At 62.8% G+C, this 24,517-nt stretch carries 19 protein-coding genes and 4 tRNA genes; 2 read left to right on the top strand and 21 right to left on the bottom strand.

Annotated elements, in window-relative coordinates; translation table 11 throughout:
* Positions 1-114 precede the first annotated feature (114 nt).
* The gene (locus QQ992_RS08025) at positions 115-1,233 is read left to right on the top strand and encodes a carbon-nitrogen hydrolase family protein (protein WP_286112911.1); all 1,119 of its coding nucleotides are present in this window, start codon (positions 115-117) and stop codon (positions 1,231-1,233) included.
* Positions 1,234-1,237: 4 nt separating this feature from the next.
* A complete protein-coding gene (locus QQ992_RS08020; RefSeq protein ID WP_286112909.1) occupies positions 1,238-2,278 on the top strand; it encodes an AraC family transcriptional regulator in 1,041 nt (346 codons plus the stop codon).
* A gap of 290 nt (positions 2,279-2,568) precedes the next feature.
* Here QQ992_RS08020 and QQ992_RS08015 read toward each other — a convergent pair whose 3' ends face one another.
* The 21 genes from QQ992_RS08015 to QQ992_RS07915 form a co-directional block, all read right to left on the bottom strand.
* A complete protein-coding gene (locus QQ992_RS08015) occupies positions 2,569-3,381 on the bottom strand; it encodes a DUF2242 domain-containing protein (protein ID WP_016714800.1) in 813 nt (270 codons plus the stop codon).
* Positions 3,382-3,579: 198 nt separating this feature from the next.
* Positions 3,580-3,656: transfer RNA gene (locus QQ992_RS08010), tRNA-Asp, on the bottom strand.
* 140 nt (positions 3,657-3,796) lie between these two features.
* Positions 3,797-3,873: transfer RNA gene (locus tag QQ992_RS08005), tRNA-Asp, on the bottom strand.
* A gap of 98 nt (positions 3,874-3,971) precedes the next feature.
* A tRNA-Asp gene (locus QQ992_RS08000) sits at positions 3,972-4,048 on the bottom strand.
* A gap of 66 nt (positions 4,049-4,114) precedes the next feature.
* A tRNA-Val gene (locus tag QQ992_RS07995) sits at positions 4,115-4,190 on the bottom strand.
* Positions 4,191-4,412: 222 nt separating this feature from the next.
* Positions 4,413-5,186: an SDR family oxidoreductase gene (locus tag QQ992_RS07990; protein ID WP_019096779.1), complete on the bottom strand. Its 774-nt coding sequence runs from the start codon at positions 5,184-5,186 to the stop codon at positions 4,413-4,415.
* On the bottom strand, positions 5,183-6,394 hold the full coding sequence (locus QQ992_RS07985; protein ID WP_060498788.1) for an O-succinylhomoserine sulfhydrylase: 1,212 nt from the start codon (positions 6,392-6,394) through the stop codon (positions 5,183-5,185). The genes QQ992_RS07990 and QQ992_RS07985 overlap by 4 nt, the downstream gene beginning before the upstream one ends.
* Positions 6,395-6,410: 16 nt before the next feature.
* Positions 6,411-7,916 carry an amidophosphoribosyltransferase gene (purF, locus tag QQ992_RS07980; protein WP_016715903.1) on the bottom strand — a complete coding sequence of 502 codons (1,506 nt, stop codon included), beginning with the start codon at positions 7,914-7,916 and terminating at the stop codon, positions 6,411-6,413.
* A 42-nt stretch (positions 7,917-7,958) separates the two neighbouring features.
* Positions 7,959-8,516 carry a CvpA family protein gene (locus tag QQ992_RS07975; protein WP_016715904.1) on the bottom strand — a complete coding sequence of 186 codons (558 nt, stop codon included), beginning with the start codon at positions 8,514-8,516 and terminating at the stop codon, positions 7,959-7,961.
* 118 nt (positions 8,517-8,634) lie between these two features.
* A complete protein-coding gene (locus QQ992_RS07970) occupies positions 8,635-9,300 on the bottom strand; it encodes an SPOR domain-containing protein (protein WP_110740254.1) in 666 nt (221 codons plus the stop codon).
* On the bottom strand, positions 9,284-10,591 hold the full coding sequence (gene folC, locus QQ992_RS07965) for a bifunctional tetrahydrofolate synthase/dihydrofolate synthase (protein ID WP_110740253.1): 1,308 nt from the start codon (positions 10,589-10,591) through the stop codon (positions 9,284-9,286). The genes QQ992_RS07970 and folC overlap by 17 nt, the downstream gene beginning before the upstream one ends.
* The gene (gene accD, locus QQ992_RS07960; protein WP_110740252.1) at positions 10,591-11,484 is read right to left on the bottom strand and encodes an acetyl-CoA carboxylase, carboxyltransferase subunit beta; all 894 of its coding nucleotides are present in this window, start codon (positions 11,482-11,484) and stop codon (positions 10,591-10,593) included. Before accD ends, folC begins: the two co-directional genes overlap by 1 nt.
* Before the next feature lie 219 nt (positions 11,485-11,703).
* Positions 11,704-12,324, bottom strand: a complete 621-nt coding sequence (locus QQ992_RS07955; RefSeq protein ID WP_028699290.1) for a phosphoribosylanthranilate isomerase — start codon at positions 12,322-12,324, stop codon at positions 11,704-11,706.
* 61 nt (positions 12,325-12,385) lie between these two features.
* Complete coding sequence (truA, locus tag QQ992_RS07950; RefSeq protein ID WP_105945327.1) at positions 12,386-13,240, bottom strand: tRNA pseudouridine(38-40) synthase TruA; 855 nt, start codon at positions 13,238-13,240, stop codon at positions 12,386-12,388.
* A 99-nt stretch (positions 13,241-13,339) separates the two neighbouring features.
* On the bottom strand, positions 13,340-16,129 hold the full coding sequence (locus QQ992_RS07945; RefSeq protein ID WP_286112904.1) for a motility hub landmark protein FimV: 2,790 nt from the start codon (positions 16,127-16,129) through the stop codon (positions 13,340-13,342).
* 71 nt (positions 16,130-16,200) lie between these two features.
* A complete protein-coding gene (locus tag QQ992_RS07940; RefSeq protein ID WP_286112903.1) occupies positions 16,201-17,205 on the bottom strand; it encodes an aspartate-semialdehyde dehydrogenase in 1,005 nt (334 codons plus the stop codon).
* A gap of 83 nt (positions 17,206-17,288) precedes the next feature.
* A complete protein-coding gene (locus tag QQ992_RS07935; protein ID WP_286112901.1) occupies positions 17,289-18,761 on the bottom strand; it encodes a surface lipoprotein assembly modifier in 1,473 nt (490 codons plus the stop codon).
* Positions 18,762-18,853: 92 nt separating this feature from the next.
* Complete coding sequence (locus tag QQ992_RS07930; RefSeq protein ID WP_286112900.1) at positions 18,854-19,648, bottom strand: Slam-dependent surface lipoprotein; 795 nt, start codon at positions 19,646-19,648, stop codon at positions 18,854-18,856.
* A gap of 51 nt (positions 19,649-19,699) precedes the next feature.
* Positions 19,700-22,837, bottom strand: a complete 3,138-nt coding sequence (locus tag QQ992_RS07925; RefSeq protein ID WP_286112899.1) for a TonB-dependent receptor domain-containing protein — start codon at positions 22,835-22,837, stop codon at positions 19,700-19,702.
* A gap of 109 nt (positions 22,838-22,946) precedes the next feature.
* Positions 22,947-23,891: a FecR family protein gene (locus tag QQ992_RS07920; protein WP_433963105.1), complete on the bottom strand. Its 945-nt coding sequence runs from the start codon at positions 23,889-23,891 to the stop codon at positions 22,947-22,949.
* Positions 23,892-24,010: 119 nt separating this feature from the next.
* Entirely contained in the window at positions 24,011-24,502 is a 492-nt protein-coding gene (locus tag QQ992_RS07915; RefSeq protein ID WP_105945333.1) for an RNA polymerase sigma factor, read from the bottom strand.
* Positions 24,503-24,517: the final 15 nt, after the last annotated feature.

Below are 24,517 nucleotides of genomic sequence, written 5' to 3'. Positions count from 1 at the left end.
GCCGCCGCCGGGGTCGGTTGCGGCCCCGGCACAACCAAATCGCACGATTGACCTTCCGCTGGGCGCCGGTTTGCTCGTACCCTTGTCACAGTTTCAACTGGATAGACACGGTCAATGCGAAAACTGCTTGCTGGCGCCCTGGCGCTGGTCTTCCTCGCCGCCCTCTGTGGTTATGGCTTCTGGACCCAACAGCGCCCGGAAGGCCACTACCTGTCCGACCTGCGCATCGAGCTGGCACTGAACCATGGCGTGCCAGGCGAACACGGCAACCTGCTGGGCGTCGAGCCGCTGCTGTACCCGGGTGACTACCAGAACCTGCAGCGCCTGCACCGAAAGCTCGCCGCTTACCTCGAACAGGCCCGCGCACAAGGACTGATAAGCCCGCGCACGGTAGTGGTGCTGCCGGAGCACATCGGCACCTGGCTGTGGGCCCGCGGTGAGAAAAACGAACTGTATCAGGTGACTCAGAGCCGCGAGGCCCTGCAATGGCTGGAGCTGAGCAACCCGCTGCGCTACGGCCTGGCCATGCTCGGCGCCGACGGCGATGACTGGCGCGCCGATGCGCACCTGCGCATGAAAGCCGAGCAGATGGCTGCGGACTACCAGCAGCTGTTTGGCGGCCTGGCCAAGGAATTCGGCGTTACCCTGGTGGCCGGCTCCATCGTGCTGCCTGCGCCTTACGTGAAACAGGGCGTGCTGCACGCCGGTAGTGGCCCGCTGTTCAATAGCAGCATGGTGTTCGCTGGCGATGGCTCGCTACTGGGCGAGCCACAACACCAGCAGTTCCCTGACAGCGAAATGCGCCGCTACGTGCACAATGGGCGCAAGCACCCGTTGCAGGTCGTGCAAACGCCTGCCGGGCGGCTGGGTGTGCTGATAGGGAGTGACAGCTGGTACCCGGAAAACCATCGGCAATTGGCACAACAAGCGGTACAACTGGTCGCCAACCCGGTGTTTCTCAGCGGCAAGAGCAGCTGGGAAGCGCCATGGCGTGGTAACCGCCACCAGCACGCCACCGCCGGGCTGCCCCTGCAGCGTGGCGAAGTCAGCGAACAGACCGCCTGGCAACGCCTGACCGAGGCGGCCGGGGCCAGTGTCAGCAGCATGAGCGTGTTCATGCGTGGGCAGTTCTGGGAGCAAGGCAGTGATGGCCAAGGCTTCGCCCACCAGGCGGGTGAGTTGCTGGTGGGCACCCCCAGCGCTGGTGCCCGCCTGCTGAACCTGTGGCTGTAACACCATGGCCCGCCCCCGCGTGCGCCTGGGTGACCTGTCGGTTGGCTTTGTCCAGCCGCTGAGCGAGGCCCTGCGCGAGCTTGGCCACGCCCCCGAACCGCTGCTGCTGCGCTATGGCCTGGATGGGCCGCGCCTGACTGAAGCCGGCGCGCGCTTGTCGATCCCCCGCTACATGCACCTTGGCCACGCCGCCATCGAACTGTGCGGCGAGCCCGCCCTGGGCCTGCACATGGGGCGCCTGAGCCGCCTGGCTCACGCCGGCCTGGCCGGGGTCACCGCCGCCCAGGCCCCTACCCTTGGCGAGGCAGCGCGCACCCTGCTGCACTTCGAACCGTTGTACGCAGCCAACTACCGTGGCCACTCCAGCTTTCACGAAGACGCCCAGGGCGCCTGGCTGCGCTTCTACTCCATCAGCCCCTATAACGCCTACAACCGCTTTGTGGTCGACTCGCTGCTCGCGGGTTGGCTAGCCCAGCTAGCCGACCTTGCAGGCACCCCGGTGCAGGCCGAACGCCTGGACATCGAATTTGCCGCACCCGCCTATGCCGCGCGCTACCAACCGCTTTGCAGCACACCCGTGCAGTTCGCCGCCGACGGCAACCGCCTGCGCCTGAGCCGCGCCACACTGCAACTGGCCAACCCCAGGCATTGCCCGAGCACCTGGCAGCACCTGCTGCAGCTGTGTGAGGCAGAGATGCAGCAGCGCACGCGGGTGCGCAGCCTGGGTGAGCGCATCACCCACCTGCTGGGCCCGCTGCTCAATGGCGGCCGCGAACCCGACCTGGAAGAAGTGGCGCTGCACCTGCAGTTGCCAACCTGGACACTGCGCCGCAAGCTGGCCGAGGAAGGCACACGCTTTCGCGACTTGCTCAATGAAACACGGCGCGACCTGGCCGAGACCTATATCCGCGATACAGCGCTGGCCTTTGGCGAGATTGCCTATCTGTTGGGGTTTGCATCGGCCGAGGCCTTCCAGCGCGCGTTCAAGCGCTGGACGGGCCTTACACCGGGAGAGTTCCGCCGCAGCCAGCGGCGGGTGGGCTAAAGCTCGGTGGCGTCGTCAGCCGGTTCCGGGGTGTCCAGTTCGTAAGCCTGGGTTTCGAGTAGTTCTTCCTGGTATTCATCCATAGCCCTGCGTCCTCTTTACTCATTTGTCTTCGTCGGTGTCGCCTTCAACCTAAGCAGGTGAGGTGAAGGAATGATGACAAGCTTATGAGTGGTAAACGTAGCAGGTGTTCAGGAAGTTATCGCGGTGCGTCTGTAACAGGGGATGTGCACGGCCTGTGCCGGCCTCTTTGCGGGTTTACCCGCGAAGGGGCCGGTACAAGCGACCACTCAAAGGGAAGGTGACGCAGCCTCGGCAGGCTGTGCATCCTGCTGCACCTGAATCGGCGCAGCCTCCACCGGCGGTGCCACCGGCTGCGAGCCCTGGCTGTCATTCACCACTGGTGCTGCCACCGCCTCATTGGCCGGTGCAACGGCCGCAGGCGCGGGCGCAACCTCAGCCGCCGGCGCGGGTGTCGGGGCAACAGGGTTAGCCGCTGCCTGCTCTGGCAACCCCAGGTCAACCGCCGGTTTTTCAACCTTGGGCGCTTCGGCCTTGGCCTTGCTCACCTTCTTCGGCTTGGGCAGGTAACTCTCCACCAGGGCGAAGTAGCGGTCATAGAACTGCGCTGCCGTCACCGTCTCGCTGGCCACTTTGACCATCGAGTCGTCACTGGAGCCAATCGGCATCGACACCGAACCCAGCACGCCCACCCCCAGGCTGGCAGAGGTGTTTGATTTTTTCAGCGCATAACGGTCCTGCAGGGCGTTGGCGAACATGGTCGAGCGCTGCTCGTCGCTCACATCCGGTGCACAGGTAACGTTGAAGCTGATTTGCAGATGGTTCTCGCTGTTCTGCTGGAAGCTCTTGTTACCCACCACCTGGTTGGCGCCACTGCTGGTGATGATATACCCCTGGCTGAGCAAGGCACGCCGCGCGGCCTCGCAAGAGCCGGCATCGCTCACAGGGAAGCTGCGCGAGAAAGTGCCCGAGTCGTCGAAGTTCTCGTGCTCGTAGATGGCGGCCTTTTTCGAGGAACAACCGGTCACGCCCGCCAGCACCAGGGCCAGCCCGAGCGCACCAAAGACGGAAGATCTGGTCATTGCGAATTCCGGGTATGTCGAGAAGGTGCCTATTGTGCAACACAGCAGGCAGGCACAGGAACCACTGGTCGGTGAAGAACCTGTCAGGTTGGTGTAAATGTGGGTAAAGGCCGGGAATTCTGCCCGCAGAAACGAAAAAAGCGACCCGAAGGTCGCTTTTTTGTGCTTCAAGGCGTTCAAGGGGCCTTGAGGCGAAGATGGCGCAGCGGACGGGACTCGAACCCGCGACCCCCGGCGTGACAGGCCGGTATTCTAACCGACTGAACTACCGCTGCGTATCATTCAGGCTTGCGCCCGATTGAAACCTGGGTCTACCCTTCCGGCGCGTTGGCCTCAGGGCAGGCACAAAAAAAGCGATAACATGATCGCTTCTCTTGTGTTGCTTCAAGGTGTTCTAGGGACCTTGAAGCGAAGATGGCGCAGCGGACGGGACTCGAACCCGCGACCCCCGGCGTGACAGGCCGGTATTCTAACCGACTGAACTACCGCTGCGTATCGTTCAGGCTTACGCCCGATTGAAACTGGGTCAGCCCAAGGTTTTTGCCTTGTGGCTTCAGACCGGTGCCAGGCACCCATCTGTTACTGAAAAATGGCGCAGCGGACGGGACTCGAACCCGCGACCCCCGGCGTGACAGGCCGGTATTCTAACCGACTGAACTACCGCTGCGCAGTGCGTTCCTCTCTGGCTTTCGGTTTCTTGCGAAACCTGAAGCGTCAGGAACATCTCAGGAAGTGGTGGGTGATGACGGGATCGAACCGCCGACCCTCTGCTTGTAAGGCAGATGCTCTCCCGGCTGAGCTAATCACCCTCGCGATGTTGCTTGTTGCGTTTGCTTCGCTGAGGCCGCGAAATTTACGCAGGTGGCGAAGCTAAGTCAATAGCCCCATTGAATTTTTTTCAAAGCTGCTGCAAGCCTCAAGCTTCAAGCCGCAAGAAAAAGCCAGCTGTGGCCTGTTCGATTTCGGAACCTTCAAAATGACGAAGGGGCCTCGCGGTCCCTTCTTGCAGCTTGCAGCTAGAAGCTTGCCGCTCAGGTGTAGATCATCTTGCGAGTCATACCGCCATCGACCACAAACTCCTGGCCAGTCACGAACGCCGCCTGGCGCGACAGCAGCCAGGCAACCATGGCCGCCACATCTTCCACCGTCCCTACCCTGCCCGTCGGGTGCTGGGCATGGTCGGCTTCGGTCAGCGGTTCGGCACGGCGCTGCGACGGGTCACGGGCATCGATCCAGCCCGGGCTCACCGCATTGACGCGAATCTCCGGGCCCAGGCTCATGGCCAGGGCATGGGTCAAGGCCACCAGGCCACCCTTGCTAGCGGCGTAGGCCTCGGTATCGGGCTCAGACTGCCGCGCCCGGGTAGAGGTGAGGTTGACGATCGCCCCATTGTGCGCACGCAAGTACGGCGCACAATGCTTGGCCAGCAGCATCGGCCCGTTGAGGTTGACCGCCAGCACCCGATTCCACTGCGCCAGGCTCAGGCTTTCCAGCGTCTGGTTGTGCGGATTGGCAATCGCCGCATTGCACACCAACGCGTCCAGCCGACCAAACTGCCCCAACACCTCGGACACCCCGGCACTGACCTGAGCCTCGTCGGCAACGTCCATGGTGATGAACCAGGCGTTGTCACCCAGGGCCTTGGCCACCTTTGCACCGCGCTGGCGGTCAAGGTCGCTGAGTACCACCTGCCAACCTTCGCAGATCAGCCAGGCGGCAATGCCCAGGCCGATGCCGCGCGCGGCACCGGTCACCAGGGCTACCCGGCCGTTGTGGCCTGGCACACTGCCGCCGATTTCGATCACAGTGCCGCCAGCCCGCGTGCCAGGTCTGCCTGCAGGTCGGCCACGTCTTCCAGGCCCACGGCAACGCGGATCAGGCTGTCGCGGATGCCTGCAGCTTCACGCTCCTGCGGCGACAGGCGGCCGTGGGAGGTGGTGGCCGGATGGGCGATGGTGGTCTTGCTGTCCCCCAGGTTGGTGGTGATGGAAATCACCCGGGTCGCATCGATGAAGCGCCAGGCGCCCTCTTTGCCGCCCTTGACCTCGAAACTGACCACCGCACCAAAGCCGCTCATCTGACGCTTGGCCAGTGCGTGCTGCGGGTGGCTAGGCAGGCCGGCGTAATGCACCTTCTCCACGCCGTCCTGCTGCTCCAGCCATTCGGCCAGGGCCTGGGCGCTTTCACAGTGCGCACGCATACGCAGGCGCAGCGTTTCCAGGCCCTTGGTGAAGATCCAGGCGTTGAACGGGCTGAGGGTCGGGCCTGCGGTCCGCAGGAAGCCCACCACTTCTTTCATCTGTTCGGCACGGCCTGCAACCACGCCGCCCATGCAACGGCCCTGGCCGTCGATGAACTTGGTGGCCGAGTGGAACACGATGTCGGCACCCAGCTTCAGCGGCTGCTGCAACGCCGGGGTGCTGAAGCAGTTGTCCACCACCAGCATGGCACCGTGGGCATGGGCGATTTCGCTAAGCGCGGTGATGTCGACCAGTTCGGCCAGCGGGTTGGACGGCGACTCGACGATCAGCAGCTTGGTGTTGGCCTTGATGGCCTTTTCCCAGCCAGCAAGGTCGACCAGTGGCACGTAGTCCACCTGCACGCCAAAGCGCTTGAAGTACTTCTCGAACAGGCTGATGGTCGAGCCGAATACGCTCTGCGACACCAGCACATGGTCACCGGCGCTGCACAGCGACATCACCACGGCCAGGATCGCCGCCATGCCGGTGGACGTACCCACGGCCTGCTCGGCACCTTCCATCGCCGCCAGGCGCTCCTCGAAGGCACGTACCGACGGGTTGGTGTAACGCGAGTAAACGTTACCCGGCGTTTCACCGGCAAAGCGCGCAGCAGCATCGGCCGCCGTGCGGAACACGTAGCTGGAGGTCAGGAACAGCGCTTCGCTGTGCTCGCCCTCGGGTGTACGGTGTTGACCGGCGCGCACCGCCAGGGTGTCGAAGCCGACACCCTCGAGGTCGCTGTCCAGTCGCCCGGCATCCCATTGATCCGTCATGCCGTCGCTCCCTGAATCAGTTGTTGTAGAGGTCGATGATCGCGCTGACGGCCTGGTTCTTGACCTTGGCCAGGTCATTACGGGCCTGCTCGATGCGGTCGAGGTAGGCCGCGTCGATATCGCCGGTGACGTACTCACCGTTGAATACCGCGCAATCGAAGTGATCGATCTTGATCTTGCCGCCACCGACCGAATCGATCAGGTCAGGCAGGTCCTGGTAGACCAGCCAGTCGGCGCCAATCAACTCGGCCACTTGTTCGGTGGTACGGTTGTGGGCGATCAGCTCGTGAACACTCGGCATGTCGATGCCGTAGACGTTGGGGTAGCGCACTGCAGGGGCTGCAGAGCAGAAGTAGACATTCTTGGCACCGGCTTCGCGGGCCATCTGGATGATCTGCTTGCAGGTGGTGCCGCGCACGATCGAGTCGTCCACCAGCATCACGTTCTTGCCGCGGAATTCCAGCTCGATGGCGTTGAGCTTCTGGCGCACCGACTTCTTGCGCGCAGCCTGGCCGGGCATGATGAAGGTACGGCCGATGTAACGGTTCTTGACGAAACCTTCGCGGAACTTGACGCCCAGACGGTTGGCCAGCTCCAGCGCGGCGGTGCGGCTGGTGTCCGGAATCGGGATGACCACGTCGATATCGTGCTCAGGGCGCTCACGCATGATCTTGTCGGCCAGCTTTTCACCCATGCGCAGACGGGCCTTGTACACCGAGATACCGTCGATGATCGAATCCGGGCGGGCCAGGTAGACGTGCTCGAAGATGCACGGCTGCAGGGTCGGCGCTTCGGCGCACTGCTTGGTGAACAGCTGGCCGCCTTCGGTGATGTACACCGCTTCGCCCGGTGCCAGGTCGCGGATCAGGGTAAAGCCGAGTACGTCCAGGGCCACGCTTTCCGAGGCGATCATGTATTCCACGCCTTCGTCGGTGTGACGCTGGCCGAAGACCACCGGGCGGATGCCGTGGGGGTCGCGGAAACCGACGATACCGTAGCCGGTGATCATCGCCACCACGGCGTAACCGCCGACACAGCGGCTGTGCACGTGGGAAACCGCAGCGAACACGTCTTCTTCGGTCGGTTGCAGCTTGCCGCGTACCGCCAGCTCATGGGCGAAGACGTTCAGCAGCACTTCCGAGTCGGAGTTGGTGTTGACGTGGCGCAGGTCGGACTCGTAGATCTCCTTGGCCAGCTGCTCGACGTTGGTCAGGTTGCCGTTGTGTGCCAGGGTGATGCCGTACGGCGAGTTGACGTAGAACGGCTGGGCCTCGGCCGAGGTCGAGCTGCCCGCTGTCGGGTAGCGCACGTGGCCAATACCGATGCTGCCCACCAGGCGCTGCATGTGGCGCTGCTGGAACACATCGCGCACCAGGCCATTATCCTTGCGCAGGAACAACCGGCCGTCATGGCTGGTCACGATACCGGCAGCGTCCTGGCCGCGGTGCTGGAGGACCGTAAGCGCGTCATACAGCGCCTGATTGACGTTCGACTTACCGACGATACCGACGATGCCACACATGCGACGCAACCCCTACTTTGACGAAACTTGAGTGAATAGCGCTCAGGGTTTGGACGGCCCGAGCAACTGTTCCTTGAACGGAAGATCAGCCGGAGCGCTGATCAGCCCACTGGGCGTCCACTGGCCGGTGAAACCCAGGATCAGGTTTTTCGACCAGTCGGCGACCAAGAGAAATTGTGGTATCAGGCGTGATTCCTGCCACCAGGTGTCTTGTTGAACCGGCCCCAGGCTGATCAGGCCTATGGCCACCACTACCAGCAAGGCCCCGCGCGCGGCACCGAAGGCCATGCCCAGGAAACGATCGGTGCCGGACAGCCCGGTGACACGGATCAGCTCGCCGACCAGGAAGTTGACCATGGCCCCCACCAGCAAGGTGGCGACGAAAAGAATGGCGCAGCCCGCGATGACGCGCATCGATGGCGTCTGGATATAGCTTTCAAGATACACCGAGAGCGAACCGCCGAACATCCAGGCAACCGCACCGGCAATGATCCAGATGAGCAAGGACAAGGCTTCCTTGACGAAGCCGCGCTTGAGACTGATCAGTGTGGAGACGGCGATGATCGCGATGATCGCCCAATCAACCAAGGTAAATGCCACGGTGCTGCCTGCAGACGTTTGAGGCGGCGCATTTTACCAGAGCAGCGGGCTGGGAGTAAGCGGAATGTCGGGTGGATTCGTGTTAAGCCATTCGCGGGCAAGCCCGCGAATACCTTGTTCAGCTGCGCTCAGGCTGGAAGCGCACCACAAAACCCTTGAGGCTGTTCTGGCGGTTGATGGCATCACGCGTGCGCTCGGCTTCGGCCCGCTCGATCAACGGCCCCACGTATACCCGGTTCATTCCACCTGCCGAGCGGATGTAGGCGTTGTAGCCCTGGCTGCGCAGGGTTTGCTGCAACTTTTCAGCGCCAGCACGGTTGGACAGGCTGGCCAACTGGATCGACCAGCTGACCGGCAGGCCATTGACGTCGATCTTGGAGGGTGCAGCCGGCTTTGCCACAGCTGCGGTCGGCGCAGGCGTAGCCACAGGTTTCGGCTCGACCTTGGGCGCTGGCGCCTGCGGCTTGGCCGGCTGAACCTGCGCCTGGGTCTGCGGCGATGGCGTGATCGGCTGGCTGGGCGTACTCGCGGGTGCCGTGGACTCGTCAACCACCACAGGTGGTTGCTGAGGCTCTTCCGGGATGGCCTGCGGCTCCGGCACGGCAACCGGCTCCACCTTCACCTCGGGCAGGCTGGGCATCGCCGGCGCCTGCGGGGCTTCGACATGCACCTGGCGCATCTCGTCCTCGCGGGTGAACAGCATCGGCAGGAAAATCACCGCCAACGCCACCAGCACCAGCGCACCCACCATGCGCTGTTTAATCCCTTTATCCAGCACTGCCATCTACTTCACCCTCCTGGGTGTGCCGCTGCAGCCATTCCAGCGCCTGGGCGACACAGAAAAACGAACCGAACAGCAGGATCTGGTCATCCGCCGTCGCCTGCGCGCATTGCCCCTCGAGGGCCGCGTCGACGCTGGCATAAGACTTCACCGCAGCGCCGAGGTTCGTCAAGGCCGTGGCCAGTTCTGCAGCCGGGCGGCTACGTGGGGTATCCAACGGCGCCACAGCCCAGTCATCGACCAAGCCCTTCAGCGGCGCAACAACGCCGTCCAGGTCCTTGTCGGCGAGCAGGCCGAACACTGCCAGACGGCGCCCCCTGAGCGGGCGAGCCGCCAGCCGACGGGCCAGATACTCCGCTGCATGGGGGTTATGACCCACATCCAGCAGCAATTCTACCGACTTGCCCTGCCACTGCAGCACACGGCGGTCGAGACGGCCGGTGATGCGGGTAGCCAGCAACGCCTGGCGCACCTGCCCTGCATCCCAGGGCAGGCCCATCAGCAGGTAGGCCTGCAGGGCCAGCGTGGCGTTCTCCATGGGCAGATCGAGCAATGGCAATTCACGCAACTCTACCTGCGCGCCATCTGCTGCGGTACCCCGCCAGTTCCACGCGCTATCGGTAGTGGTCAGGTCGAAATCACGACCGCGCAGGAACAGAGGCGCAGCCAATTCGGCGGCCTTGTCCAGCAATGGCTGTGGCGGATCCAGGTCGCCGCACAGAGCCGGCTTGCCCGGGCGGAAGATGCCGGCCTTTTCGAAAGCCACCAACTCACGGGTATCACCCAGGTAGTCGACATGGTCAACACCGATGCTGGTCACCAGGGCCAGGTCGGCATCCACCACGTTCACGGTGTCCAGGCGGCCACCAAGACCTACTTCCAGTACCACAGCATCCAGTTGCGACTGGTAGAACAACCAGAACGCAGCCAGCGTGCCCATCTCGAAGTAGGTCAGCGAAATGTCGCCCCGCGCCGCCTCGACGGCGGCGAAGGCGTCGCACAGGCGCTCATCGCTGGCCTCTTGACCATCGATCAGCACCCGCTCGTTGTAACGCAACAGGTGCGGCGAGCTGTACACGCCGACCTTGAGCCCCTGGGCACGCAGCAGCGAGGCCACGAAGGCGCAGGTGGAGCCCTTGCCGTTGGTGCCGGTTACCGTCACCACGCGTGGCGCCAGCTTGCCCAGCGCCAGCCGGGCAAGCACCTTCTGCGACCGCTCCAGGCCCATGTCGATGGCCGAGGGGTGCAACTGCTCGAGGTAGGCGAGCCACTCGCCCAGGGATCGTTGTTTCATCACGCGACGGCTGCCGCCTCACGCGCTTGCTCCGGGGTGTCCTGGCCGGTCATCTGCGCCAGCAGGCGGGCCAGACGCGGGCGCAGTTCGCCACGGGAGATGATCAGGTCGATGGCACCGTGCTCCAGCAGGAACTCGCTGCGCTGGAAGCCTTCTGGCAGCTTCTCGCGTACGGTCTGCTCGATCACGCGTGGGCCGGCGAAGCCGATCAGGGCTTTTGGCTCACCGACGATGACGTCGCCGAGCATCGCCAGGCTGGCGGAAACGCCGCCGTACACCGGGTCGGTCAGTACCGAGATGAACGGGATGCCTTCTTCACGCAGGCGCGCCAGCACGGCCGAGGTCTTGGCCATCTGCATCAGCGAAATCAGCGCTTCCTGCATACGCGCACCGCCCGAAGCGGAGAAGCAGACCATCGGGCAGCGGTGCTCCAGGGCGTAGTTGGCCGCACGCACGAAGCGTTCGCCGACGATGGCACCCATGGAACCGCCCATGAACGAGAACTCGAAAGCGCTGACCACGATCGGCATGCCCATCAGGGTACCGCTCATGGAGATCAGGGCGTCTTTTTCGCCGGTTTGCTTCTGGGCGCCGACCAGGCGGTCCTTGTACTTCTTGCCGTCACGGAACTTCAGGCGGTCGACCGGCTCCAGCTCGGCGCCCAGTTCGGCACGGCCTTCGGCGTCGAGGAAGATGTCGATGCGCGCACGTGCGCCGATGCGCATGTGATGGTTGCACTTGGGGCAGACATCCAGGGTCTTTTCCAGCTCCGGACGATACAGCACGGCCTCGCAAGCCGGGCACTTGTGCCACAGGCCTTCAGGCACCGAGCTCTTCTTCACCTCGGAACGCATGATCGAAGGGATCAGTTTGTCGACTAACCAGTTGCTCATGCTTTCTTTCTCCAGTATTGGCAGGCGGGGGCCGGTGTCGCCGGCCCTGCCCTGCCCTTGAGCTCAAAATCTTTTATCAAACGATGGTGGACCGGCCGCCGGGGCTTCCAGCGCACCGCTCCACCGCTAATGTGTTGTTCTGCCGCCTGTGCAGGCAGCTGCCCAGCAGGGCTGCGAAAGCTATGGACGATGGCGCGCAGCCAGCCGTCACATCTGCCATCACGCCTGTTTCACGGCCCGCATGAACGCCTCGATCTTCGCGGCATCCTTGATGCCCTTGGCCTGCTCGACGCCACCGCTGACATCCACCGCGTAAGGCCGCACCTGGGCAATGGCCTGGCCGACGTTATCGGCCGACAGCCCGCCCGCCAAGATGATCGGTTTGCTCAGGCGCTCCGGCACCAGAGACCAGTCGAACGCCTCTCCGGTTCCCCCCGGCACACCCGCCACGTAGGTGTCCAGCAAAATACCGCGCGCGCCCGCGTACCGCTGGCAGGCCGCCTCCAGGTCGTCACCCGGACGAACACGCAGGGCCTTGATCCAGGGGCGGTGATAACCTTCGCAGTCCTGTGGCGTTTCGTCGCCGTGGAACTGTAGCAGGTCCAGCGGAACCACTTCGAGGATCTCGTTCAGCTCGCAACGCGAGGCGTTGACGAACAGCCCGACCGTGGTCACGAACGGCGGCAGTTCGGCAATGATCGCACGCGCCTGGCGCACGTCCACGGCGCGAGGGCTCTTGGCATAGAAGACGAAACCGATGGCATCGGCACCCGCTTCGGCAGCGGCCAGTGCGTCTTCGATACGGGTGATCCCACAGATCTTGCTGCGAACATTGCTCATGGACAGCGAACCTTGGTTATTCCGGTCAAAGGCCGGATGTTAGCAAATGACTTTTCGCCCGTCAGTCTGCCAAAGCCTCATAGCCAGTCAAAAAGTGTGGGCCGATGTAACGCTGGGGCAGTGCATATTCCTCGGGGTACTCCACCTGCACCAGGTACAGCCCGTATGGATGAGCCGTCACCCCGGCTTCACGGCGGTCGCGCCCTTCCAGCACTTCACGCGCCCAGGTGACGGGGCGCTCGCCAGCACCGATGGCCATCAGCACACCGGCAATATTGCGCACCATGTGGTGCAGGAAAGCGGTGGCGCGCACGTCCAGCACGATCATCTGGCCATGGCGGGTAACGCGCAGGTGGTAGATGTGCTTGACCGGCGACTTGGCCTGGCACTGGCTGGCGCGGAAGGCACTGAAGTCGTGGGTGCCGAGCAGGAACTGCGCGGCCTCGGCCATGCGCTCGACATCCAGCGGGCGGTGGTTCCAGGTGACTTCCTCGGCCAGGTGCGCCGGGCGGATCGGGTCGTTGTAGATGACGTAGCGGTAACGCCGGGCACAGGCCTTGAAGCGTGCATGGAAATCGGCCGGCATCGGCCGCGACCAGGCCACACTGATGTCGTGCGGCAGGTTGAAGTTGGTGCCCATGGTCCAGGCGCGCTCGTCGCGCACAGCGCGGGTGTCGAAGTGCACGATCTGCCCGCAGCCATGGACGCCGGCGTCGGTACGCCCGGCGCAGATCACCGAAATCGGCTCGTTCGCGACTTTGGACAGCGCTTGCTCCAGGGCCTGCTGGACACTTGGCACGCCGCTGGCCTGGCGCTGCCAGCCGCGGTAACGCGCGCCTTTGTATTCCACGCCCAGGGCGATGCGGGAGTAGCCTTCGGCCGCGGATTCGGTGGTGGCGGTGTCGATGATGTCCAAGCGTTTGAAACCTGTGGGGTGTACGGAATGGCGGGGAGTATAACGACAACGGCAGCCGTGTAGGGCTGCCGTTGATGTGCACTTCATTTGAGGACGATATCAAACCAGGCGAGAGAGCATGTCCTCAGCTTCCTGGCGCTGACCGTCGTCGCCGTCCTTGACCACTTCATCAAGGATGTCGCGCGCACCCTGGCTGTCGCCCATGTCGATGTAGGCACGGGCCAGGTCGAGTTTGGTGGCCACTTCGTCACTGCCGGAGAAGAAGTCGAAGTCCAGGTCGTCCAGTGGCGGCTCGGGATCCGGCTGCGCAACCGCGTCTTCTGCCGTGAAATGCGGCTCCAGCGAAGGCGACTCCAGGCTCTGCGACAGCTTGTCCAACTCGGCGTTGACGTCGTCGAGCTCCGAGGCAAAGCGCTTGGCTGCCGGCGAATCGTCTTCCAGCGAAAGGGACAAGTCGAAGTCCGACGGCATGTCGAAGTCGGAGGCCGGGTCGAATGCCGGCTCGCTGTCGAAGGCAGCCAGTTCGGCGGCAACATCCACCGGGGCCTCTTCAACGGCATCTGGAGCGGCCGGGGCAACCGGCTCACTGACATCAAGGTCGAAGTCAGACAGGTCCACGGCTGGCTGCGGCTCGGCCTGATCCAGCATGGCCTCGAAATCGGCGTCAGCGTCGGCTTGCAGTTCGGCATCCACGGCAAACGGCGGTTCTTCCGGCTGAGCCTCTTCAAACGCAGGCTCATCCAGCACAGGCTCGGCAATGACCAACTCGTCAGGTACTGGCTCCTGCTGCACAGACTCGTCCAGCAGCGGCGCGGCCAGCGGGTCTTCTTCGGGCAGGTCTTCACCCAGGCTCAAGTCGAAGGCGCTGTCCAGATCCTGCTCATCGAGGCCATGCGCTTCCAGGCCCGATACATCAAGGGTCGGTACATCATCGAAGGCATCCAGCTCGGTTTCTGGCTCGAACACGGCTTCAGGCTCCGCTTGCGCGACGACCTCTGGCTCAGCCTCCACTTGCGGCTCGAATTCAGGCACTTCCTCAGGCACCACGTCGGCAACCACTGGCGCCTCGGCCTCATCGTGCAGCAACTCCTGCACGTACTGCTCATCCATTTCGGCAGCCAGCGCCGCCGCGCCCAGGCCGGCAGCGGCCAGGCCGAGCATGGCAGGGTAACGTTCTTTCAACCCGGTGACTTCGGCAATGTTCTGCTCGCTGGCCGGCAGCTTGCGCTCCTGCTCGGCGAACGCGCTCTGGTCGCCCTGGCGGGCGTACACGTCCATCAGCTTCAGGCGCAGGTCGTCACGTTCCGGCGCGCCAGCCACGGCGGGCTCCAACAGGTCAGTGGCGCGGTTCAGGCGGCCTTCGGCAAGGCATTGATCAACTTCCGCCAGCAGCGCGGCATGCGGGTCGGCTTGCGGTTCAGCTTCCGGCGCCGACTCGGCAGAAGGCTCAGCCACTTTTTCCGCAGCAACGGCAGCGGCGGCTGAAGCGGCGACCACGGCTGGCGACAGGGTAACGCTCGGCTCCGAAACTTCGACGCCATCGAGGCTCTCGGTATCGGTGTCGAAGCCTGTGCCCTGCTCTTCCTCCAGCGCCCGCGCCATGCGCAGGTGCTTTTCAGCTTCTTGCTGGGCTTTACGCTTACGCGCCAGCAGCCACAGCAGCAGTGCCAGCACCAGCAGGCTGGAGCCGGCAATTATGCCGATCAGCCATGGGTTGCCCAGGATCTGGTCGAGCGCGCCATTCGGCTGGCCAACAGGCGCAGGCTTGGCAGCCGGTACCGGCTTGGGCGCGGTATCGACGGCAGCCGGTGCGGGCTTGGCCGCCGGCTGGGCAGTTGCCGCCGGCTCAACCGGTTTGGCGGCAGCGGCAGCCGTAGCCGGCGCTGCCACACCCTGGGCCTGAAGGCGGGCCAACTGGTCATTCTTCAGCTCGATCAGACGCTGCAGCTTGTCCAGCTGGCTCTGCAGGTCGGACATGCGGCTTTTCAGTTCTTCGTTGTCGCGCCGGCTGGTATCCAGGCTTTCCTGGGCCACCGCCAGCTTGTCATTCAACGCCTTGGTCTGGCCGGCCTGGTTGCCCGGGCTGACCAGGCGCAAGTTGTCGCCCTGGGCGATGCGCGCCGGCGCAGCCTCGGCGGCACCACGGCGGGTAGCGTCGAGCTGGCGGGCACGCGGGCCCAGGCGCCGGCCTTCACGCCAGGCAGCATACTGCTCGGCTACTTCGCTGTTGGCCTCGCCCTGAGGAATGTTCTGGATCTGCTGCTGGTCGGGCAGGCGCAGTACCTGGCCCACCTTCAGCTGGTTGATGTTGTTGCCGATGAAGGCATCCGGGTTCAGCGCCTGGATTGCGATCATGGTCTGCTGGATAGAGCCACCCTGCGTGTTGCGCGCGGCAATCTGCCACAAGGTGTCGCGGCGCTGGGTGGTGTAGCTGCTGGCACCGGTTGTGGCCGGTGTCACATTGCCTGCAGCCGGCTTGTCGCCCTGGGCCTTGGCCTGGTCAAGCAGCACGCTGTAGTCGCGCAGCAGGCGGCCTTGCGGCCACATCACCTGAACCAGGAACTTGACCACCGGCCCTGGCAGCGGCTGGCTGGAGGTAACCCGCAGCACGCTTTTACCGTTGGGGTTGATCACCGGCGTGAAGGTCAGGTCTTCGAGGTAGGTCGGAAACGCCACCCCGGCCTTGCTGAACTCTTCCGGTGGCGCCAGGCTGGGCGCCACTTCGGCGGCTTTGAGGTCGCGCACATCGAGCAATTCGATCTCGGCGTCCAGCGGCTGATTCTGTGCCGACTTCAGGGTCAGCTCCCCCAGGCCCAGCGCATTCGCCATGCCAGACGACAGCGCCGATGCTGCAGCCATGGCCAGAACCAGTTTGCGAATTCGAAGCATGACCTCTTCCCTTGTATGAATCGTCCCGAAACCTGCATGCGGAGCAGGACAAAAGTGCTCGCCAGTATCTTTTACGGCATGTGTTTAATCAACAATTGCGCCACTTGCACGGCATTGAGCGCGGCGCCTTTGCGCACGTTGTCGGTGGTCAGCCAGAGATTGAGCTGCTGGTCTTCATCAACACCGTGACGTACACGACCAACATAGACCACGTCTTGGCCTACTGCGTCACCAACCGGGGTCGGATAATCATCACGCTCCACCAGCTCTACGCTGTCGGCTGCTTCCAGGGCCTGGTTGACCGCTTCAAGGTCGACCGGGCGACGGCTCTGCACGGCCACACTGAAGCTATCGCCGAAAAACACCGGGACTTGAACGCAGCTCACGGAAATCTTCAGCTCAGGCATGCCCAGCAGCACGCGCAACTCGTTGACCAGGCGGCGCTCCAGCGCCGTGTGGCCCTGCTCGTCAGCCGCGCCAACCTGGGCCAGCAGGTTGAAAGCCACCTGGCGATCGAAGAAGCGCGGCTCCAGCGGCCGGGCATTGAGCAGCTCTGCCGTTTGACGGGCCAGCTCGCTGACGGCCTCACGGCCTTGTGCAGACACCGCCAGCGATGCCATTACCTGCACCCGCGCGATGTCCAGCAGGCCCTTGAGCGGTGCCAGCGCGACAGCCACGGCAACGGCGGCAGAGCACGGACTGACAATGCGTGCCGGCAGCGCCAGGCCAGCCAGGCGTTCGGCATTGGCTTCGGGTACCAGGGCCAGGGCGTCGTCCAGGCCACCGGACAGGTCAATGACGGTGCAGCCTGCTTGCAGTGCCTTGCCGGCAAAGCTGCGGCTGACTGCGGCACCTGTGGCGAAGAAGGCCAGCTTGACCTGGGCGAAGTCGAAGCTGTCCACCTCGCGCACCTTGAGCTTCTTGCCGGCGAACATCACGCTGCTGCCCGCCGACTCCATGCTGGCCAGCAGGTGCAAGGTGCCGACCGGGAACGCCAGTTCTTCGAGCACCTGTACCAGGGTTTCACCGACGCTGCCGGTGGCGCCGACGACGGCGATATCGAATGTAGGGTTCATGTTGCAGGCTGCCTCTGGCGAAACGGGAGCGGCACTTTACTCGCATTGCCCGGGCGAGGCCAACGCCGCCGATGTGCCGCCCTTCAGAACTGCTTCTCCAGCTTGAGGCTGACGCTGTTGCGTTCCCAGCTGTACAGCCAGTCGACGTTGCTGTTCACCTTGTTGTATTTGAAGGTAAGGCTGGGCACCAGGTCGTGGAAGGCCAGGCCGGGTGCGCGCACGATAAAGGTATAGCCCTGCTCTTCCTCATGGCGCCGGTCATCGAGCAAGGCGCTGTAGGCGTTGTACTGGCGGGTGCGCCAGGACGCGAACAGCACGGTGCTCAGGCCAATGTCGAAGTCCTTGGCGACGCCCAGGCGCAGGCCCCTCTGGAAGTAGGCTTCGGTGGTGTCGCGGGTGTTGCGGTCGGTGAGGTCGAAACCGCCGAACAGCACCCACTGCTGTGGCAGGGCTTGCCACAGGGTGGCGTACACGGAGGCGGCGCTGCCGTCATAGGTGTCGGCGGCCTGGCGGCGGTAGGCCATGTCTTTGTATTCGCCTTCCAGCTTGAGCATGCGCGTGGCCGAGAGGTTGTGCATCCATTCACCGCGCAGGCCCCAGGCCGAGTACATCGGGTCGCTGCCAATGCGGTTGTATTCGAACTGCGGGCCCAGGCTGTACTGGTTGCGCCCGTCCTGATAGCTGTAGCCGGCGTTGCCGATGAAGGTGTCTTCGTTGTACTTCGATTCTTTATCGTAGGCCTGCCCATAGGCCAGCGCCCGCCCGAACACACCATGGTGGCCGGACAGCGCAACGCGCTTGTTCAAGGTGGCTTCGTAATCAATGCCCTGTGCCGATACGGCCTTGGGCATCTTGCGCTCGACCAGATACACCCCGTCGCTGGTTTCCAGGCGGTAGTGGGTGGTGCTTTCCGAGGACTGGTTGAGGTTGTCGTTCCAAGTCGGGCCGACGGCCAGCGAGCCTTGCCAGCTTTCGCGGTGGTCCAGCGCCTCGATGAAGCTGTCGACGGTGTTGGCCAGGCCCTGATTGCGCGCATCGGCCGGGCCCAGGCTTTGGCTGATCTGGCGGAAGGCGTCGGTAGATTCGCGGTCCTTGCGGTTTTCGAACAATACCCGGGCCAGTTCCAGCTGGCCGGGCAGGAAGTCGCCCTGTAGCGCCAGCAACTGGCGGTAGTGCGCCTCGGCCTGGTCCAGGTCGCCACGGGAGCGGGCCAGTGCGCCGTCGGCGTAGGCCAGCAGCATCGGGTCGTGGCCCGGCAGTGCAACGTAGCGGGCGCGGAATGCAGCGACGTCGGCCCATTGCTGACGCTGCACCGACACATACAGGGCGCGACCCAGGTCGTCGAGGTTGTTCTCTACCCGGTAGGTCTGGCCATCAATGACCAGCGTGGTGCCGGCGATTTCGTCCTTGAGCAGTTCACGCTCCTGGCGGTTGGCGCGGTATTCGATGCTCTGGTTCAAGCGCAGGTTGGTGTCTTGGTCAGCCTGGGTAATTGAGGGGAAAGCAAGCGGGAGGTAAAGCAGCAACAGGTAATGCAGGCGTGAAGGCTGGGGCATTGCTCGGCTCTCGGGGTGCCTTGAAATAGCTGCAAGCAGGGCTGCGTGGCAACCCCGCTTGCACTTGACTGACCAGCATCAAGCGGGTCGGCTTACTTCTTCACGCCACCGAAGGCAGTGTCGTAGTTGCGGTTGTCGAACTTGGCGATACCGGCCAGGGAAGCGGCAGCGCCAGCACCGAAGAAGCTACCTTGGGTAGTACCGGTTGCAAGCTGGGCATTGGTGGTCGGATTAAGCGCACGAGCGGCACCCGAGAAGGCCGCCGTTGACTTGTCGATATTGGCTGCCAGCCGGACTTTCAGCGCACCGTTGGCCAGGTCACCCGAGAGGGTCGGAGCAGCAGCACCAAAGGTAGCGGTCAGATCCCCCGACAACAGGTTGGCACCGGAGTAGTTGCTGATGCCCTGAACGGCATAGGTGACATTGGTAGTTGGCAATACGCGGCCGGTATTGTCGCCAGAGTAATAAACGACACGGGTCGGATCATTGGTGGTGCCATTTTGCGACCACTCACCGAAATACACCTGCTGATTCGAAACCTGCTTGAAATCGAAGTTGCCCAAGGCAGCGTGCGAAGCCGGCATCATCGCCGGGGTGATGGTGGTTACACCATTGGCATCGGCCGGAACCATGCCCTTCAGGCCACTAAAACCAACTTTCGCACCACCATAGAAGGCAAGTACGCCGACAGAAGGGGCACCTGCCTGGCTGGCGTGGTTCGGGGTGCTGCCATCCGAGCCGGCAACCACGATAGAACCCGTGTAGCTTTGCCCGGAAGCACTGTCAGCCTGCGCGACACCAGCAAGACCCAGCAGGGCAACGGCAAGCAGAGAAACGTTCAACACTTTCATTTCATAATCCTTTGATAAGTTAATAGTTTCCAACACACAAGCACACCTGAACATCGACACCCTTCATCCACCCATAGTCAATTCACCTCAAAAGTTTGCAGTCAGACCAATTTTCAATGTACGACCTGGCGCGGGCATTGCTGAACGCGTCAGGGGATCCAGGTAATAGAGATTACTCAGGTTGGTACCCACCAATTCGACACTTACCTCATCGGTCAGCTTGTAATTGACATAAGCGTCATACGTAACAATGTCATCCCAGGACAAGGGCGTATTCAGATAGTACGAAACCATGGGATTACCGGCGTAGTTACTGTGGAACTTGCTATCGTGCCCCTTGTAGTAGATAACCCGCCCACCGACTTCCAGACGCCGATCCAAGAACCGCGCACCCACACCCAGGTTGGCCGACCACTCCGGCATTGCCATGCCCACCAGATAACCGCCGAGGAAGCCGTCATCGACGCAGTTGGGTGTACGACCCGAGGGGTCCAGCAACATTGCCGAGCTCTCATCACACACTTTGTTTTTCAAGACGTGGGCAACGCTGACATCAGTGAAGAAGCCACCGTTGTCATAACGCCCTTGCAACTCGATCCCCGATGTCGTCTGTTTTTCAACATTGGAGAACACCAACTGTGGACTACGTTCGATGACGTTATCGGTCGTATTGTGATAATAGGTAAGCTTGACGTCGGCCTGCTCGCTGCCCAGCCAACCGCTCAAATTATGGATATATGCCACTTCATAGTTATGCGCGTGCTCCGGCTCCAGGTCCCAGGGCGTCAATGACGCAGAGAACCCAACGGTGCTTTCGAACATGCTCGGATAACGGATTGCCTCGCTATACCGCAAATAGAATCGACCGTTTTCCGAGGTGTAGAACGTGGCGGAAAGGTTGGGCACCCAGCCTTGGTCCCTGCGATGCTTTACCGATGTGTCGACCGTTTGGTTGACCAGATTACCTTCACTGTCGACGATGTTTGCTGAGCCATCATAGGTTTCGTGGAAGCACTGCACTACATTCTCGCCCGCCGCGGCCGCTGCGATACATGGGTTGTTGCTGCGCTGATACTTCCCTTTGCCGTCATGGGCCCAGTGTTGGCTTTGCTCCGTATCCATTTCGTATGGAGTCGAATTTTCAAATGACTCGATATCAGCCTGCCGCTCAGCTTCAGTGGCGCCGAAAATGTCCCAAAACAGCTGCATGTTCTGAATCTTTTCGTCCACGGCTGCACGCCACTCTTCCTGTGACAATGTCTTGCGCGTGGTGTACCCGACCCGCTTGCCACTCTGGACATTCTGGGTAGTTACCCCCGTCTCACCTTGCTGGCCTTTGAGAAAATCATCGTAGGACCAATACGAGGAGTAACGCCCACCTGCTGTAAAGCGCGCAAAGGAAACCGGCTGCCAGTCAAAGTTGAAGTTGTACTCCTGCTCCTCGCGTCGCCCTGCCCTTGGAAAAAGCCGCGTTGCCCCGAACGCGCTCGGATCGAACATAGTGTCACCCGAACTCAGTTTTTCATGCTGATAGCTGCCACCCAGCGTCAGGTCGAGGCTGTCCAGCAACTTTAATTTGTTGCTGACGGTCAGGCCGGCACGGTCATGCTTGGCATTGGCCAACGCGGTATTACGAAACTCGCGATTCTGCGCCGTGGTTTCGTTGGGTACACCTCCCGAACTGTAGGTATCGCTGACAGTCCGGGTCATCCACAGGTTCGAGTAGAAATCGACCCAGCGGTTATCTTCGGGGTTGAGCTTGTACTCGACGTTATAGGCCTTGCTGTCCACATGGCTCAGCGGCCATTGCGGTACACCGTAGTTCGCCGCATCGTAGGTGCTACCCGGCGTGAAGAATGAAATGCGCGAAGGCAGGATTTCGCCATACAACGAGTCGGTGGCGCGGTAGCCGAACTCCAGGCTCTGGCCTTCGTCGATCTTCCAGGTAGCCTTGGCCAGCCACGATTCCATCTTGCTGGAGCTGTTGGGCACTTCGTCGCCCGGTTTATAGATACGCGCCAGGTTGGGCACGTAGTCCCACTTGCCGTCCACCAGTTCGCCACTGGAGTAGTAACTGCTCTTTTTCTTGCCCGCGTAATGGTTGCCCTTTTCCCGATAGGCATATGCACCCATCAGGTCGAAATGCTCCTGACGCGTCCCCAGCGCCAGCCGGTAAGCCTTGTCGTCGCTCGACAGCAGGTCGTTGCTGCTACTGGTGCGCGGGTGTTTGTACAGCGACGGGTCGTAGTAGGAGTTGATCGGGATGTACTGGTAATCCGCGCTGGGCATCTGCCCGGTCAACAAGGTGGGCAGTTTCGGTGATACCGAATTGTTGCTGCCCTCGATCTTGAACTCGCCACCGAATTCCTCGCCTTCCTTGAGGATGTCATCAACGCTCAGCGTATTGGCTACCACCGCACCACCTACGCCGCTGTAGACGTTGCGCTCCAGGTTCGGCCCCTTGATGACCTTGATCGAACCGATCAGGTTGGGGTCTATGTAGTTGCGGTTGTTGGCCCCCATGTAGCCGCGATACACGGTCAGCGCCTGCTCGGTACCGTCGATGGTCAGCGGCACCCGGCCCGGGCCCTGAATGCCGCGTACGTTCGGGTCCAGTGCACCGCTGTTGCGGGCGTCGCCGCTGTAGACGTTGAGCATGCCCTTGAACACGTCGGCAGGGGCGGCGCCCTTGTAGCGCTCGATCTGCTCCTTGCCGGCGTAAACGGTGGAAATGTCCTGGTCGTAGATGTCGCTGTAGCCCTTCTCGTCCCGCGAACGGCCATCACGCTGGCCGTATACGTACGTTGGGTGCAGGTCATCGGTGCCGGCGCTGGTAGCCGATTGCAGGTGGATCACCGGGCGGTCGGGCCCGCCGCTCAGGCTGAAGCTGACCGGCAGGCCGCTCAGCAATTGTTGCAGCGCACCTTCCAGGGAGTAACGGCCTTGCACCGGGTTGGCGTACAGGCCGTTGAAGGCATCGCCGGTCAGGTACAGCTCGGCGCCCGCCTGGCGCGCCAGCTGCAACATGGCATCTTCAAGCGCCCCGCCCTTCACATCGAACTGATGGTACTGGCCTGGCTGGCTGCGCGCGGCGGCAGCCGAGTCGGTGGCGGCCATGGCAGGCAGCGCCGCCGTGGCACCGCAGCAGGCCAACAGTGCCAGCTGAATTCCCAGGCTCAGCTTGCCACGTTGAGGGGCGAAACGCCCTGAAGCTCCCTTTGACATCGTTTCCAAGCACCCTAGCTAAAGACAAATAAGAGTTATTTGCATTCAGTAACGTGCGAAGCTGGAAAACACAGTAGAGCGATATGATCTATTAAATGGATTTTTTAGATCAGTAAATCAGCAGTACACCTGGAAGCTCCAGTACCCGGGCGTGCGCCTGGCTGGCCAGTTGCCTGAGGGCGTCATCGACATGGTCGATCCGTGCCACGGCACTCACCGGCAAGCGCCGCAGCGCTTCGCCGCGCACCACCGTCAGGCCCGCGCGATAACGGCCCAACTGCTCGGCCGCCTGAGCCAGGGTTTTCTGGCGCAGCACTACCCTGCCCTCCTGCCAGCTGGCCAATTCCTCAGGGGATTGCTCGAGTGGCTTCAGCCCGGCATGCGGGCCAAAGTACAGGCTGTCGCCTTCCTGCAACACGGCAGAAGCCGATACATCGTTCAGCCCATGGGATATCAGGTTGATCTCGACACTGTGCTGCAGCACGCCCACCCAGCCGGAGCGTTCGTCCTGATCGACCGCGACCAGGTAGCGGGTCCCGCGCGCAGTCACGGTTGCGCCTGGCGTGCTGACCGAGAATGGCCGTGGCTCCGCCTCACCTACCGGTGACGGGCTGAACACCGCCTCGCCGCGTTTCAGGTGCACAGTCCGTCGTTGCCCGTCATAGGCGATGCTGAGAATGCTGCGGCTGCCAAGCTCGACCTGGCTGCCGTCATTCAGCGTGACATGGCGTACCTCGCCATAGCCGGTCTGGTAGTCGGCGCCGAGGCCCTGCACCCAGAACGGCGGCGCCAGCCACAGCCAACAGGCCATGGCCAACCCGCTGAGCGCACCACCACTGGCCCACGGCCGTTGCCATGCAGCCTGTAGCCAACCCAACGGCCCAGCAGCACGGGCCGGTCGTGGCGGCCGCACATACCCCTGACGCAGCACCGCACTGGCCTGCCAGGCGCGGTCGAGGCGCTGGGCGACGGCAGCGTGCCGGGGGTCGGCTTCGAGCCAACGCCGATAGGCCGCTTGCTCGGCGGGGCCGAGGCGACCTTGACGGTGTTTCATGACCCAATCGGCGGCTTTGCGCTCGATCGGGTCAACAGGTTCTGAGGGGTTCACGGTACGGTGTTGCTGCCTGTTGGTGTTTTTCTGGTAGCCCGGCCAGGTCAGCGCTTGCGCCTGGTCTACTGGTCAGGTTCAAGCCCTCGGCCGATCCTGGCCAGCGCACTGGCCAGGTGTTTTTGTACAGAGCTGGTGGAAATCCGTAAATACTGGGCGGCCTCTTTGTGCGTCATGCCCTCCACCCGACACAGCAGGAACACGTCGCGGGTGCGCTCGGGCAGCAGCTCCAGGGTTGCGTGCAGGCGCTCAAGCTCCAGAGCCCCCAAGGCCTGGTCTTCTGGCGAACTGGCTTCATCGATCAGGCCGTCAAAGATACTGGCCGGCTCGGCCTCGTAGCGCTTGCTGCCATAACGCCGATGATGGTCGATCATCAGGTTGTGGGCAACGCGGAACAGGTAGGCCGGGGTGGCGAGCAGCCGCTCTACCCCGTCCATCTGCGCCAGCCGCAGGAAGGTTTCCTGGACGATGTCCGACGCCAGGGTTGGCGTGCAGTTCTTGCGCAGCAGGTAGCGGTGCAAGGCGGAGGCGTGTTCGTTGAAGAGTTGTTCCAGCACGTCAGCACTTTCCTA

It is taken from the genome of Pseudomonas kurunegalensis (genome assembly GCF_030291635.1).
In the GTDB taxonomy this organism is placed as follows: Bacteria; Pseudomonadota; Gammaproteobacteria; order Pseudomonadales; family Pseudomonadaceae; genus Aquipseudomonas; species Aquipseudomonas monteilii.
This window is presented reverse-complemented; position numbering and strand designations above follow the sequence as displayed.

Bases quoted from the DNA above. Each gene is read 5' to 3' on its own strand.
- QQ992_RS08025 (WP_286112911.1), top strand. From the start codon at position 115: ATGCGAAAACTGCTTGCTGGCGCCCTGGCGCTGGTCTTCCTCGCCGCC.
- QQ992_RS08020 (WP_286112909.1), top strand. From the start codon at position 1,238: ATGGCCCGCCCCCGCGTGCGCCTGGGTGACCTGTCGGTTGGCTTTGTC.
- QQ992_RS08015 (WP_016714800.1), bottom strand. From the start codon at position 3,381: ATGACCAGATCTTCCGTCTTTGGTGCGCTCGGGCTGGCCCTGGTGCTG.
- QQ992_RS07985 (WP_060498788.1), bottom strand. From the start codon at position 6,394: ATGACGGATCAATGGGATGCCGGGCGACTGGACAGCGACCTCGAGGGT.
- purF (WP_016715903.1), bottom strand. From the start codon at position 7,916: ATGTGTGGCATCGTCGGTATCGTCGGTAAGTCGAACGTCAATCAGGCG.
- QQ992_RS07970 (WP_110740254.1), bottom strand. From the start codon at position 9,300: ATGGCAGTGCTGGATAAAGGGATTAAACAGCGCATGGTGGGTGCGCTG.
- folC (WP_110740253.1), bottom strand. From the start codon at position 10,591: ATGAAACAACGATCCCTGGGCGAGTGGCTCGCCTACCTCGAGCAGTTG.
- accD (WP_110740252.1), bottom strand. From the start codon at position 11,484: ATGAGCAACTGGTTAGTCGACAAACTGATCCCTTCGATCATGCGTTCC.
- QQ992_RS07955 (WP_028699290.1), bottom strand. From the start codon at position 12,324: ATGAGCAATGTTCGCAGCAAGATCTGTGGGATCACCCGTATCGAAGAC.
- QQ992_RS07945 (WP_286112904.1), bottom strand. From the start codon at position 16,129: ATGCTTCGAATTCGCAAACTGGTTCTGGCCATGGCTGCAGCATCGGCG.
- QQ992_RS07940 (WP_286112903.1), bottom strand. From the start codon at position 17,205: ATGAACCCTACATTCGATATCGCCGTCGTCGGCGCCACCGGCAGCGTC.
- QQ992_RS07935 (WP_286112901.1), bottom strand. From the start codon at position 18,761: ATGCCCCAGCCTTCACGCCTGCATTACCTGTTGCTGCTTTACCTCCCG.
- QQ992_RS07925 (WP_286112899.1), bottom strand. From the start codon at position 22,837: ATGTCAAAGGGAGCTTCAGGGCGTTTCGCCCCTCAACGTGGCAAGCTG.
- QQ992_RS07920 (WP_433963105.1), bottom strand. From the start codon at position 23,891: ATGAAACACCGTCAAGGTCGCCTCGGCCCCGCCGAGCAAGCGGCCTAT.